The following is a 13,437-nucleotide window of genomic DNA, read 5'->3' as shown; positions in this document are numbered from 1 at the left end:
CTCAATGGCCAGTGGCCGCCGCAAGGATGGCTGCGGCGCCATCGGGGCCGAGTGCGGCGAACCCATCCGGCAGGGACACTTCGGGATGGAGGGCGAGAAACTGGGCGGCAATCGCTTCGGCGCGCAGGCCGCAGGCGCTGAGGCCAAGAGCGAGGCGCGGCAACTGGACTTCGCAGGTGGAAAGAGTAGCCGCCTCACGTGTCTGGCCGGAACCGGTGGCGAGCGCGGTGAGGAACAGGGCGACGCCGGCCTGTTCGACCGAGAGCGCCTGCACCGCTTCCGTGCCCGTGGCGCGCAGCACCCGGCGCAGCAGGCCAAGACGACCGCGCTCTTCATCAAAGCGGGCGCGCAGGGTGCGTTCGGCAACAAGGGCATAGCCATCGCCGCCCGCATCATCGCCCACGAAAGTCCGCATGGTGACCAGCGCGATGTGGAACAGATCCCCCGGCAGTTCACCCAGCGGCAGCTGCATGCGCCGTTCGGCCTGGCCGAAGCGGGCCTGCGCGGCGAGCAGGTTCATCGCCGTGGCGGAAACTTCGGGATCGGCATCGGCAATGCGCGCCTGCAGCAGCGGCGGCAGCACGGGATCAAGCCCGAGGCGCGACTGCAGGCGCTCGGTCAGCTGCCATTCCAGCGCCAGCGCGTGGAAATGCGAAAGGAACGCGCCATTTTCGGCCAGCACCCGGGCAAGGCCTTCAGTCGAACTGAACGACCATTCCTGCGGATCGGCATGGCCTGCCGCCTCACCCAGCGCGGCGACGAGCTGGCGCGCCACATCGTGGAACATGCCGCGCACCCGCGCGACGATCTCGTCGCTGAAGATGGAGTTGTCGTCATTGCGCAGGAGGTGGCGCAGGATCGGTCCATTGCTGGCCACGGCGCGATCGGCCACGGCCAGTTCTTCCCGCAGCAACGCCTCGATCGCGCCCTGTGCGCTGCCGGAAGATGCAGGTTGTGCCATGCCCCGGCTCTTAACCCTCGGTGGTTAATTCGCGGTTAGGAGCAGACGTCCTTGCCCGGGCGGTGAACAGTCCGAACCCGAGCAAACCGACCACGAAAAGACGGATCGCGCTGTCAAAAGGCAGGGCCATGCTGGTGAGCGCGAAGACCATTCCTGCAACAAAACGATCACGCAGCCACCAGTTCCAGCGCCTTTCGGGCAGGACATCGGGCAGGAGATGCAGCAGCATCAGCAGCACCAGCGGCGCGAACCAGGCCAGGGCCGGCGGCACGCCGACCACGGCCGGGATCTCGCTGCGCCAGGCGGCCAGCGCGAGGAACGCGCCATCGAGCCCGAGCAGGGCGGCCTTTTCGGCCGGGACCTTGCTGCCGCGCGAGAGCAGCGAATCACGTTCGATCCGCGCCAGCAGCCCTGCAGAAACGAGCAGCAGCCACGCGATGGCCAAAAGCACGAAGCCAGGCGTGCGCCAACCGAACCACCCTGCCCCCAGCGCGAGCAGGACGTTGACCAGCGCGGCCAGCGCCAGGACCCATGGCCGCGTGCCGGCATGAAGGAACGCCGGGCCGAGCCGCTGCATGCCCAGCGCCGCGATCCATTCACCCGGCGAGCGGACATGCGCGCTGGCGGTGTGAAGGCGCAGCCATGCCGGTTCGGCACGCAGGGCCTCCCCTTCGTCACGCAGCAGGCGCCAGCGGCCTTCATCAAGCAGGGCGGCGGGCAGCGGGCGCAGGGGGACCTTGGCCTGCACCGCAATACGCAACAGGGCCGAGACCGGGTTCCATTCCGAGGGCAGATCACCGAGGCTGGCGACGAGCCGGCCCGGCAGGCGCATGGCGCCCGCGTGCGCATTGTTGAGATCGATCCGTTCGAAACCGAGCGGCAGGCCGGTTTCCACCGGCAGGGTGATCACCGCCGGCCCATCGGCCAGCAGGCCGAGCGCGTCATCAGGCATGGCCAGAAGGCCATCGGCGAAGACGAGCAGTTCATCTTCCGGGGATACCAGCGGCACCAGCGCGCGCTGTGTGGCGATGACGTGGAAGCGCGCACCGGCATTTTCGGCCATGTGCTGAAGCGCCACGAGTTCGCCGGTCAGGTTGTCGGCCAGCACGACCACGCGGGTGGCGCCGAAGGCCAGGGCAAGGCCGAGCTGGTGGCGCGCAACCGAGCGCCCGCCAATGGGCAGGTAACCACGCAACCCCTGCGGCTCACCGGCCGCGGGCTCCATCATCGACAGCAATGCAACCCGCAAGCGAAGGCCTCCTGCGCGCATGGTACGCGAAACCATCTACCCGTGCCAAGCGCAGCCTTGCGCGGGTGTGGACTATTCCGAGGCAGGGGTGAGCGCGGCGAGCTGTTGACGCAACCGCCGCAGCACCACGGGATCACCCGGGGCACCGGCCAGCGCATCCTCGGCCAATGCCACCAATTCGGCGGCATGGAAGCTGGCGGCAAGGCTCTTCAGACGCTGCGCAGCCACCAACCAGTTGCCATCGCAGCGGGCACGCTCCAGCAGATCGAGATAGGCATTTGCGCTTTCGACAAAGGCTTGGGCCAGTTCGCGGAACAGGGCGGGATCATCACCCGCAGCAGCCGCCAGTGCAGCATCGATCGCATCGCCAAGATAAGCCATGTTTCCGCTATGACGCGATCGGAGTTAAGGCGGGGTTTAACCCTTTGCCCTTTTCGTGATATGACAAGGGCATGAACGGGGGACCGAGGATAATCTCGCTCGAAAAGAGCGCCGCTGCAACCAACGAGCCGGCCGAGGTCGAAAGTGTGCTCGAACTGGGCGATGCCGCCACGGAATGGGCCGAGATCGAGGATGCCGAGTTTGGCGAGACGATGCGGCCCACGCTGCGCGACTGGATTGCGCCCGGTGCAGCCGCGCTGGTGATCCTGAGCTGGACCGGCTTTTTCATCGTGGCGAACGTGCCGCAAATGCAGGGCGCGATCACCCCGGCACAAGTGAGCGCACTGGTGGCGGCATGGTCTGCCCCGACGCTGGTGGTGCTGGTCTGCCTGCTGCTTGCTATCCGCACGAGCAAGCGCGAGGCCAACCGCTTTACCGATATCGCCCGCAGCCTTTCGGTCGAATCAGAGCGGCTGGAAATGCGGCTTTCCGCCGCGAACACCGAATTGGCGCTGGCGCGCGACTTCATCGCCGCGCAATCGCGCGATCTGGAATCATTGGGCCGCGTGGCGGTGGAGCGGCTGAGCAGCAATGCAGGCCGGTTGCAGGAGCTGATCGCGGGCAACGGCGCGCAAGTCGACCGCATTGGCGAAGTGTCTGCCAACGCCCTGGAGAACATGGAGAAGCTGCGTGGCCAGCTGCCCGTGCTGACCAATTCGGCCAAGGACCTGACCAATTCCATCGGCAACGCCGGGCGCACCGCGCACCTGCAGCTGGAAGACCTGATCTCGGGCTTCCAGCGGCTCAACGAATTCGGCCTTGCCAGCGAACGACAGGTGGCTGAAGTGCGCAGCCGGGTGGACGAGGCGATGACCGCCTTCGACCAGTCCGCCACGCAGCTTGCCAGCCTGGCCGAGGCGCGTTTTGCAGCGATGGCGCAGGAGGCCGAGGCCCACCGTTCGCGCCTGGATGGCGAGGAAGTGGCCGCGCTTGCTGCGATCCGCGCCCGCGCGCAGGCGCTGGGCGAGGAACTGGCCAGCCTGCGCAGCGCGGCTTCCGCTTCGGAAGAGCAGGCGCTGCAGGCCCTGCACGCCCGCGCCGATGCGCTGGCGCAGGAAATCGCCGGACAGCGCGACGTGATCGCCACGGCCGAGGAAGACACGCTGGCGGCGCTGCATGCCCGGTTCGAATCGCTGCGGAGCGAAAGCGCCGCGCTGGGGCTGGAACTCGCCGCGTCCGAACAGGCCGCGCTGCGCGCCTTTGGCGAACGGGCCCAGGGCGAAGTGGCGGCGCTGCGCCGCGCGATCGAGGAAATCGGTCGCGATCACGACGGGTTGCTTTCAGGATCGCGCGAGCGGCTTTCCGCATTCGAGGAAAGCGCGGCATCGCTCACCCGCCGACTGGTGGAGGAAGCGACCGCGCTGGACGGCGAGGTGCTGCGCCGGCGCACGTCGCTGGAAGCCGCAATGGCGGAACAGCGCACGGCGCTGGCCAAGCGGTTCAGCGAACTGGATGCGGCGATTTCGCAGCGGCGCCAGGCGATTGCCGCCGCCGGGGCGGAAGCGGCAGAGGACCTGGCGCGCAAGCTGGCCGATCTGGACAACGCCATCGAACAGCAGCGCGCCCGCCAGAGCGAGGAAGCGCGCCTGCTCGGCAACCACTGCGACGCGATTGCCGACAGGGTGGCCGCGTTCACGGCCACGCTCAACGCTTCGGGCGCGCAGGGGGCGGAAACATCGGCCACGGTGGATCGCGCCATTGCCGGGCTCAACCAGCGGCTGGTCGACATGCGCGACGCGCTTTCGGGCACCGACCGGCAGGTGGCCGATCTCACCGATTCGGCGGTGCGCCTGCTCGAACTGATCCAGGCGGGTGGGGAACATACCCGCACGCAGATCCCCGAAGCGCTGCGCAGCACCGAGGCGGGCCTTGGCAAGATCGAAGACCGCGTAGTGGCGCTGCGCGACACGCTGCGCGAAGCGGGCGACAGCGGGCGCAGCCTGTCCGAAAGCGTGGGTGCGACCCGTGGCGAGCTTGGCGAAGCGCTGGCCGAGATCAAGCGCATCCACGAGGCGTTCACCGCACAGGCCGCCGAGCAGGAAGCCCGGCTGCAGGCGCTTCGGTCTGCCCTGGCAACGGCGCGGGCAGACAGCGACGGCCTTTCCTCAGACATAGAGGCGCGGCTTTCGGGCGCGATCGACAAGCTGGCACAGGCGGCAGACGAGACCGGCAAAGCGCTGGGCGAGAACGCATCGGGCGAGATCGAGGCGCTGGCGGGCCGCATCGGTGAGGAAACCAGCGCCGCCATCGGCCGGGTGCTGCAGGGCCGCGGCGCGGAACTGATCGCGCGGCTGGAGCAGGCGATCGACGCGACGGCGGCTTCGGCGCGCGACACGGCGATCCAGATGCGCGACCAGCTGGCCAAGGTGGACGAACTGGCCGGGAACCTGGAGAATCGCGTGGCGCGGGCGCGCGAACGCGCGGAAGAGCAGGTCGACAACGACCTGGCCCGGCGCACCGCGCTGATCACCGAATCGCTGAATTCCACGGCGATCGACATCGCCAAGGTGCTGTCTGCCGACGTTTCGGAAACGGCCTGGGCTTCATATCTGCGGGGCGACCGTGGCATCTTCACCCGGCGCGCGGTGGCGCTGCTCGACAATGCCGAGGCCAAGGCGGTGCAGCAGCACTATGAGACCGACGCCGAGTTCCGCGAGCATGTGAACCGCTACATCCACGATTTCGAAGCGATGCTGCGGCAGCTGCTGTCCACCCGCGACGGCAATGCGCTGGGCGTCACGCTGCTCTCGTCAGACATGGGCAAGCTCTATGTCGCGCTGGCGCAGGGGATCGAACGCCTGCGCACCTGAGGGCGTTGGGCAGGCGTGAAACCCTGACCCGCCAGCGCCGTTGAATCTCCCATTCGTGGGAGATCGCCTTGTACCGCCCGCCCGGCCGGCATGCCTTTCAGCGCAGCGTGATCGCCATTGCGGTGGCCGCGCTCCATGCCCTGGCGATCTGGGCGCTGGTGACGGGCCTGGCCGGGCGCGCGGTGCAGCAGGTGGTGCAGCAGCTGAACGCGGTGGACCTGCCGCTGGACCGCCCTTCCCCCTCGCCAACTCCTACGCCATCAGCCACGCCGCAGCCGATGCCCAAGCTGCGCGACGCAGCCCGGCCAGCCGCGGCGGCGGCACCCGAGGGGCGCAAGGCTTCGGAGGTGGCGGTCTTGCCCCCGGTCATGGTTCCCCTGCCCGAGCTGGTTCCGGCTGCGCCCGTTACAGGCGGTGGGAACGGAGCGACGGGAGCGGGCAGCGGAGCAGGTGGAGCGGGCAACGGGAGCGGCAGCGGGACGGGCGGCAATCGCGCTGGATCCGGCGGGGGTGGCGTTGCAGTGCATGCGCGGCAGATCCGGGGCAAACTGTCCCGCTCGGACTATCCATCCGATATGCGCAAGGCAGGGATCGGCGGGCAGGTTTCGATCGCGGTGACCATCGGCATTTCGGGCCGGGTGGACGATTGCAAGGTGGTGCGCAGCAGCGGGGTGCCCCGGCTTGACGACATGACCTGCCAGCTGGTGCGCGAACGCTATGTATTCTCCCCTGCGCGCGATGCGGCGGGCCGGCCGACGCCCGACTGGGTGCGCGAAACGCATGTGTGGTGGAGCGGGCGCAAGCCGGTGCCGGCGCAGGTGCCACCTGCCCCCGCGCCTGATGGTCAGTGAAAATCGCGCGACCTGGGGATGACGCGCACGTTGCGCGGGTGGGTGCGCGGGGCGGGGCCGGTACGCTCCGGGATCGGGCGGTTGACTTCGTCCGCGCGGGCCATGGCGGGAATGAGGTCAGCGTCCGACAGCGCGGAAAGGTGGTGGCTGGCGTCGGTGAGGTGCGCGGCGATCACGTGGATCACGTCATCGTCCGCCTCCACCCGCCCGCGCACCTCGATCAGCCGTGCGCCCATCACCACCTTGCGCAGCTTCGCCTTCAGGTCGGGCCAGATCACGAGGTTGACCACGCCGGTCTCGTCCTCGATCGTGATGAAGCACACGCCCTTGGCGCTGCCGGGCTGCTGACGCACCAGCACCACGCCCGCCACGTTGACCATGGATCGGAACTTGCGCTCCTTCAGGTCAACCGCGCGCACGAAGCCGCGTTCGGCAAGACCGGCACGCAGGAAGGCCATGGGGTGCGCCTTCAGCGACAGGCGCTGCGTCTGGTAATCGGCCACGACCTCTTCCGACAGCGGCATGGCCGGAAGCGCAGCCTTGCGTGGCTCGGCGCCCTCGCTGGATGACGCCATGGCGGCGAACAGCGGCAGTTCGCGCGCGGCGACAAGGCTGCGCGCCTCCCACAGGGCCTGCCGCCGGGACAGGCCGAGCGAGCCGAGCGCATCGGCCGCGGCAAGCCGTTCGACCACGGCGGGGGACAGCCCGGCCCTGCGCTTGAGATCGGCGGCTTCGCGGAATGGCCCGCCCTCCGCCCGAGCGGAGACGAGCGCGGCGGCAAGATGTTCGGCCAATCCGTCGATCTGGCGCAGGCCGAGCCGCAGCGCGATGCTGCCGTTCGCCATCGGCTCAAGCGTGCAGTCCCAATCGGAATGGTTCACGTCCACCGGCAGCACGCGCACGCCGTGCTCGGCCGCATCGCGCACGATCTGCGCCGGGGCATAGAAGCCCATCGGCTGCGAATTGAGCAGGCCACAGGCGAAGGCCGCCGGGTAATGGCACTTAAGCCACGACGAGACATAGACGAGGTGGGCGAAGCTGGCGGCGTGGCTTTCGGGAAAGCCGTATTCGCCAAAGCCCTTGATCTGGTCAAAGCAGCGCGCGGCGAAATCGGGATCGTAGCCGCGCGCGATCATGCGGCCGACCATCATGTCCTGCAGTTCGTCGACCATGCCCCGGCTGCGGAAGGTGGCCATGGCCTTGCGCAGGCGGTTGGCCTCAAGGCTGCTGAATTTCGCCGCATCGAGCGCGATCTTCATCGCCTGTTCCTGGAAGATCGGCACGCCATAGGTGCGCCCGAGGATCGAGGTCAGCTCATCGGGCGGGCCATGGCTGGGATGGGGCGCGGGGATGGTCACCGCCTCGTCCCCCCGCCGCCGCTTCAGGTAGGGGTGGACCATATCGCCCTGGATCGGGCCGGGGCGGACGATGGCGACCTGCACCACCAGATCATAGAACTGCCGGGGGCGCAGGCGGGGCAGCATGTTCATCTGCGCGCGGCTTTCCACCTGAAACACACCGAGCGAATCGCCCTTGCACAGCATGTCGTAGACGGCCGGGTCCTCACGCGGGACAGTGGCGAGCGTCAGGTCCCGCCCGTGGTGTTCCTCCAGCAGGTTCAGGCACTTGCGGATGCAGGTGAGCATGCCGAGCGCGAGGACATCGACCTTGAGGATGCCCAGCGCATCGATATCGTCCTTGTCCCATTCGATGAAGCTGCGGTCCGCCATGGCGCCGTTGCCGATGGGCACGGTCTCGGTCAGCGGGCCCTGCGTGAGGATGAAGCCGCCGACGTGCTGCGACAGGTGGCGGGGCATGCCGATCATCTGCTCGGTCAGCTTCAGGACCCGTCTCAGGTGCGGGTCAGCCGCGTTCAACCCCGTCTCAGCCACGTTCTGGTCACCGATTTCGCGCCCCCATCCGCCCCATACGGTGCGGGCGAGCGCGCTGGTGACGTCCTCGGACAGGCCCATCGCCTTGCCCACCTCGCGGATGGCCATGCGCGGGCGATAATGGATCACCGTGGCGCAGAGCCCGGCGCGCTGGCGCCCGAAGCGGCGGTAGATGTACTGGATCACTTCCTCGCGCCGCTCGTGCTCGAAATCGACGTCGATATCGGGCGGCTCCTTGCGCTCTTCGGAAATGAAGCGATCGAACAGCAGGGCGTGCCGGGCAGGATCGACCGCCGTGATCTCGAGGCAATAGCACACCGCCGAATTGGCCGCCGAACCGCGTCCCTGGCACAGGATCGGCGGATCGGCATTCCGCGCAAAATCGACGATGTCCTTGATGGTGAGGAAATAGGTGGCGAGGTTCAGCTTGCCGATCAGCGCCAGTTCGCGCGCCAGCGTATCGCGCACGCTTTCAGGCACGCCAGAGGGGTAGCGCCCTGCCGCTCCCGCCCAGGTCAGCTCTTCAAGCCATTCCTGAGGATGCTTGCCTTCAGGACAGATTTCCTCGGGATATTCGTAGCGCAGTTCATCCAGGCTGAAGCAGCACGCATCCGCGACCGTGCGCGCCGCAGCGATGGCATGGGGCCAGCGTTCGAACAGGCGGAGCATCTCCTCGGGCGACTTGAGATGCCGTTCGGCATTGGGCTGCAGCAGGTGCCCGGCCCGCGCCACGGTGGTCTTGTGGCGGATCGCGGTCATCACGTCATGCAATGGGCGGCGCGCGGGTTCGTGATAGAGCACGTCGTTGGTGGCGAGCAGCGACAGGCCGTTGTCGCGCGCCAGCGCATCGAGCGCGGCGATCCGCGCCATGTCGTCACCCCCGTGGACCAGCGTGGCGCCAAGATGGCGCAGTGTGGAAAACCTGTGGACAAGATCGGGGACAAGTTCGGCAAAAGGGCGGGACAAGGTTGTGGGCAAGGCTTTCCCGCCCGCTTCCAGACTTACCACATTGCCTGCGGTTTCGATCGTAAACACCTGATCCAGATGGCCTGGCGGCAACAGGATCAACTGCACACCCTCGGCATGGGCGGCCAACATGGCCAGATCGATGTGGCACTGCCCCTTGGCCTGCCATTCGCCGTCCAGCGTGGCCATGCGCCCCGCCGAGATTAGCCGGCAGAGACGGCCATAAGCGGCGCGATCGACCGGATAGGCCAGGAAGGCGAGACCTTCCACCGTCTCGATCCGGCAGCCGATCACCGTGCGCAGGCGCAGTGCAGTGGCTTCGGTATGCAGGCGCACCACGCCCGCCATGGAATTGACGTCGGCAATGCCAAGGGCGTCATAACCCAGCCGCCGCGCTGCCACCACCAGGTCAACCGGGTCCGACGCGCCACGCAGGAAGGAAAAGCAGCTTGCCACGCCCAGTTCGACGAAGGGCGCACGTGGCAGCGGTGCGCCCTCCTCAGGCTCAAGCCGGCGGCGGTCCGGGGTGAGCGGCCCCTCTGGCACGGATCATCCCGCCAGTTCTGCGATACGCGCGGCAACGCGTTGCAGGTCTTCGGAAAAGCGGCGTTCTTCAGTGGTGCGGCCATCATCCTGCAGGCGCAGCAGGTAGCTGGGGTGCGTGGTGATCCACAGTTCCGCGCCATCGTCCAGCGGATGCGCGACACCTCGTTCCTTCTGGACGGACACGGTCTTGCCCAGAAGGCTGCGGGCAGCGCTGGCACCCAGGGCAAGGATCAGCCGGGGGCGGACCAGCGCGCGTTCGCCATCCAGCCACCAGCGGCAGGTGTCGATCTCCTTGGCGGTGGGTGACTGGTGCAACCGCCGCTTTCCGCGATCGGTGAACTTGAAGTGCTTTACCGCATTGGTCACATAAGCTTTTGAATCCGATATCCCCACCTGCTCCAGATGGCTGCGCAGCAGGCGGCCTGCGGGGCCGACGAAGGGCCGCCCCTGCTGCTCCTCGGTATCGCCCGGCTGTTCGCCCACGATCATCAGCGCCGCGTGATCTGCCCCCTCTCCCGCCACGGCATTGGTGCCGTTGCAACCGATCGGGCAGCGGCGGCAGGCCTGGATGGCATCGGCAATGCCGGAAAGGCTGTGCGGCCTTTCGCCGAAATCGATCGCACCCTTTTCCACCATCGTCGCCTCGCGCGCCTGCGCCGTGGCGACAAGCTGCGGGATCAGCGCCGCCTCCGGCATGTTTTTCCAGTACTTGCGGGGCATTTCCTTGAGCATGGCCCCGATCTTCAAACGCGCAGGGTTGAAGATCGACGCATAGTAGCCGCGCCACAGCGCCTCCACCGGATCCCCCGAGGGCGCATCGGCACGCGTGGCGGGCGGCCCTTCGAGCAGGGTTTCTCCATCCCAGTGCAAGGCGCCCTGCGGTGTCAGGATCGACCAGTGCATGGTGGTGAAGCGGCGGACGAAGAAGCCGGCATTGGCGCGCAGGATGTGGTGTTCGGGTTCGAACCAGGCGACGAAACGTTCGCCGCCATCGGGTTCGGCCATGCTGCGAAAGCGCACGAAGGCGCGCATCTTGTGAATATCGCGCCGCACGGTGCGGGCCAGCGCCTCCACCACACGCACATCGGCATCGGCGGCATCATCCATCAGGCGCGGGTTGGCCTGCAGCCGCCAGAGCAGGCGATAAAGCAGCGAAAAGCGTGTAGGATCAGAATGAAGGATGGCGCTCTTGGCAACCTGCACGAATCGCACCGAGGCGCGCGGTTGCGGTGCATCGGGGCGCGGAACCGGCAGGCGGCGGCTGCCGGTGGCGAAGAGATCCGCCCCCTGCCCGCCCGGAACATCCCACGCCACGCGATCGGGCGGCACGTCTGCCTGCACCAGCCGCCGCGCCACATCGCGCCAGCCGTCGAAATCGTCCGGCTCGGCCAGCGACGCCAGATAGCCTTCGGCAATGCGCATGTCACGAAACGGCTTCATGCCGCAAACAGTTCAAGCTGCTGCGCCGCCTTGGGCGCGACCACCGGGCGCAGGTCCGCCCGGTCGGTGAGCAGCACCGGGCGCCAGTCTGCGGTGACGATGAAGGGGCGCAGCTTGACCACCGACACGGTCAGCCGCGCCACATCGTCCAGCCGCAGGGTGCGCTGCCGCCTCGCCGCGATGATGGCGTTGACCGCCTTCACCCCCAGCCCCGGTACGCGCAGCAGCGCCTCACGCGGGGCGCGGTTGACGTCAACCGGAAAGCGATCACGGAACTTCAGCGCCCAGGCGAGCTTGGGATCGATATCCAGAGGCAGCATGCCGCCGGGATCGGCCGCCTGCCCCACTTCGGCCGGGGTGAAGCCATAGAAACGGATCAGCCAGTCGGACTGGTACAGCCGGTGTTCGCGCACCAGCGGTGGACGCTGCAGCGGCAGGACCGCGCTGGCGTCCGGGATGGGGCTGAAGGCCGAATAATAGACGCGGCGCAGGCCGAAGCGATCATAGAGCGCGCCGGCGCGGCCGACGATATCGGCATCGCTGGCGGCATCGGCACCCACGATCATCTGCGTGGACTGGCCCGCGGGTGCGAATTTCGGCGCGTTCCTGAAGCGCTTGCGGGCATCCTTCGATTCCACGATGGCGCTGCGGATGGTGGTCATCGCGCCTTCGATGCGCGGCGCGGACTTGTCGGGCGCCAGGCGGGTGAGGCCCGCCACGGTGGGCAGTTCCACGTTGATCGACACGCGATCGGCATAGAGCCCGGCGCGGGCGACCAGTTCAGCGTCGGCCTCGGGAATCGTCTTGAGGTGGATGTAGCCACGAAAATCGTGCTCTTCCCGCAGGATGCGCGCGACTTCTATCAGCTGTTCCATCGTATGATCGCCGCTCTTGACGATGCCCGAGGAGAGGAACAGCCCCTCGATGTAGTTGCGACGGTAGAAGGCCAGCGTCAGGTCCACCACTTCCTGCGGGGTGAAGCGCGCGCGGCGCACGTTCGAGCTCTTGCGGTTCACGCAATAATGGCAATCGAACACGCAGTGGTTGGTCAGCAGTATCTTCAGCAGCGAGATGCAGCGACCATCGGGCGCATAGGCGTGGCAGATGCCCATGCCCTCGGTGGAGCCGATGCCCTTTCCGCCCTTGCTGTTGCGCTTGGACGTGCCGGACGAGGCGCAGGAGGCGTCGTACTTGGCGGCATCGGCCAGGATCTCGAGACGTTCCAGAACAGTGGGTTGCGACATTTGTTCTTTATACGTTCCAGTTTCTGCGATGACCAGTGCCCCTGTGGACAAGCGGTGTGCGGAACCGGGCGGGATGCGCATGGTTGGGGGCCACGGACGGGACGAGACGGAGACTGCCATGCCGATGATCGAAACCCGTGACGGGACGCGCCTTTATGCCAAGGCCTGGGGTGACGGGCCGCCCGTGATCCTGATCCACGGCTGGCCGCTTTCGGGCGATTCGTGGGACCCGGTGAGCCATGCGCTGGCCGAAGCCGGCTTTCGCGCCATCGCCTATGACCGGCGGGGCTTCGGCCGTTCCGACCAGCCATCGGGCGGATACGACTATGACACCTTTGCCGACGACCTGAGTGACGTCATGACCGCATTCGGCGTAAGCCAGGGCGCTGCGCTGGTGGGTTTTTCCATGGGTGGCGGCGAAGTGGCGCGCTATCTTTCGCGCCATGGTGGCCGCGGCGTGGCGCGGGTGGCGCTGGTCTCCTCGGTGGTGCCCTATATGCCGAAGACGGACGACAATCCCGACGGCGTGGACCCGCAGGTCTTTGCGCAGATGACCGAGGGCATGCTGGAGGACCGGGCCAAGTTCATGGGCCAGTTCTTCCGCGACTTCTATGGCGTGGGTCTGCTGAGCAAGCCGGTTTCGGAAGAGGTGCTGCAGCATTCGTGGGCCATGGCGATGATGGCCGGGCTGCGTCCGACGCTGGCTGCAGCGCAGGCCTTCGCCACCACCGATTTCCGCGACGACCTGCCCGCGTTCACCGTGCCGACGCTGGTGATCCACGGCACCGCAGACGCCACCGTGCCGATCAAGGCGACGGCCCATGCGGTGGTGCGCGCCGTACCCCATGCCACGCTGCTGGAATACGATGGCGAGCCGCATGGCGTGTTTGCCACGCAGACCGACCGCCTGATCGGCGACCTGCTGGCCTTCCTTTCCGGCCGCACGCCCGAGGCGGGCGATCATGAGGTGATCGACGCGGTGACCGCCAGCGCAATGGTGCCGCCGGTGCTTTGAAGCGGTTTCAGCCAGGCTGAAA

General features: G+C 67.5%; 9 protein-coding genes. 3 read left to right on the top strand and 6 right to left on the bottom strand.

The features are described 5' to 3' along the window. Position 1 precedes the first annotated feature (1 nt). The 3 genes from POM99_RS12760 to POM99_RS12750 form a co-directional block, all read right to left on the bottom strand. Positions 2 to 961, bottom strand: coding sequence for a hypothetical protein (locus POM99_RS12760; protein ID WP_277278389.1), 960 nt, complete (start codon positions 959 to 961; stop codon positions 2 to 4). 10 nt (positions 962 to 971) lie between these two features. Continuing rightward, positions 972 to 2,210: a hypothetical protein gene (locus POM99_RS12755; protein ID WP_277278387.1), complete on the bottom strand. Its 1,239-nt coding sequence runs from the start codon at positions 2,208 to 2,210 to the stop codon at positions 972 to 974. A 72-nt stretch (positions 2,211 to 2,282) separates the two neighbouring features. Continuing rightward, positions 2,283 to 2,591 carry an Hpt domain-containing protein gene (locus POM99_RS12750; RefSeq protein WP_277278385.1) on the bottom strand — a complete coding sequence of 103 codons (309 nt, stop codon included), beginning with the start codon at positions 2,589 to 2,591 and terminating at the stop codon, positions 2,283 to 2,285. Positions 2,592 to 2,662: 71 nt separating this feature from the next. Here POM99_RS12750 and POM99_RS12745 point away from each other — a divergent pair, with 71 nt between their 5' ends. Beyond that, positions 2,663 to 5,461 carry a coiled-coil domain-containing protein gene (locus POM99_RS12745; RefSeq protein WP_277278383.1) on the top strand — a complete coding sequence of 933 codons (2,799 nt, stop codon included), beginning with the start codon at positions 2,663 to 2,665 and terminating at the stop codon, positions 5,459 to 5,461. A 68-nt stretch (positions 5,462 to 5,529) separates the two neighbouring features. Beyond that, a complete protein-coding gene (locus tag POM99_RS12740) occupies positions 5,530 to 6,312 on the top strand; it encodes an energy transducer TonB (RefSeq protein ID WP_277278381.1) in 783 nt (260 codons plus the stop codon). Here POM99_RS12740 and POM99_RS12735 read toward each other — a convergent pair. From POM99_RS12735 to POM99_RS12725, 3 genes are read right to left on the bottom strand one after another with little or no spacing between them, the layout of a single operon-like run. Continuing rightward, the gene (locus tag POM99_RS12735; protein ID WP_277278379.1) at positions 6,306 to 9,716 is read right to left on the bottom strand and encodes an error-prone DNA polymerase; all 3,411 of its coding nucleotides are present in this window, start codon (positions 9,714 to 9,716) and stop codon (positions 6,306 to 6,308) included. The genes POM99_RS12740 and POM99_RS12735 overlap by 7 nt on opposite strands. Positions 9,717 to 9,719: 3 nt before the next feature. Next, on the bottom strand, positions 9,720 to 11,156 hold the full coding sequence (locus POM99_RS12730) for a UdgX family uracil-DNA binding protein (RefSeq protein ID WP_277278377.1): 1,437 nt from the start codon (positions 11,154 to 11,156) through the stop codon (positions 9,720 to 9,722). Continuing rightward, positions 11,153 to 12,400: a putative DNA modification/repair radical SAM protein gene (locus tag POM99_RS12725; RefSeq protein ID WP_277278375.1), complete on the bottom strand. Its 1,248-nt coding sequence runs from the start codon at positions 12,398 to 12,400 to the stop codon at positions 11,153 to 11,155. Before POM99_RS12725 ends, POM99_RS12730 begins: the two co-directional genes overlap by 4 nt. Before the next feature lie 118 nt (positions 12,401 to 12,518). On the opposite strand from POM99_RS12725, the gene POM99_RS12720 reads away from it, so the two are divergent. Beyond that, positions 12,519 to 13,415 carry an alpha/beta fold hydrolase gene (locus POM99_RS12720; RefSeq protein ID WP_277278528.1) on the top strand — a complete coding sequence of 299 codons (897 nt, stop codon included), beginning with the start codon at positions 12,519 to 12,521 and terminating at the stop codon, positions 13,413 to 13,415. Positions 13,416 to 13,437 lie beyond the last annotated feature (22 nt).

The organism is Novosphingobium cyanobacteriorum (genome assembly GCF_029436685.1).
Lineage (GTDB): Bacteria > Pseudomonadota > Alphaproteobacteria > Sphingomonadales > Sphingomonadaceae > Novosphingobium > Novosphingobium cyanobacteriorum.
The sequence above is the reverse complement of the archived record's forward strand: the minus strand, read 5'-3'. Positions and strand labels throughout refer to the sequence as shown.

What these genes read in the sequence shown, in the direction of transcription:
- POM99_RS12760 (WP_277278389.1), bottom strand. Translation starts at nt 961, where the DNA reads ATGGCACAACCTGCATCTTCCGGCAGCGCACAGGGCGCGATCGAGGCG.
- POM99_RS12750 (WP_277278385.1), bottom strand. Translation starts at nt 2,591, where the DNA reads ATGGCTTATCTTGGCGATGCGATCGATGCTGCACTGGCGGCTGCTGCG.
- POM99_RS12745 (WP_277278383.1), top strand. Translation starts at nt 2,663, where the DNA reads ATGAACGGGGGACCGAGGATAATCTCGCTCGAAAAGAGCGCCGCTGCA.
- POM99_RS12730 (WP_277278377.1), bottom strand. Translation starts at nt 11,156, where the DNA reads ATGAAGCCGTTTCGTGACATGCGCATTGCCGAAGGCTATCTGGCGTCG.
- POM99_RS12725 (WP_277278375.1), bottom strand. Translation starts at nt 12,400, where the DNA reads ATGTCGCAACCCACTGTTCTGGAACGTCTCGAGATCCTGGCCGATGCC.
- POM99_RS12720 (WP_277278528.1), top strand. Translation starts at nt 12,519, where the DNA reads ATGCCGATGATCGAAACCCGTGACGGGACGCGCCTTTATGCCAAGGCC.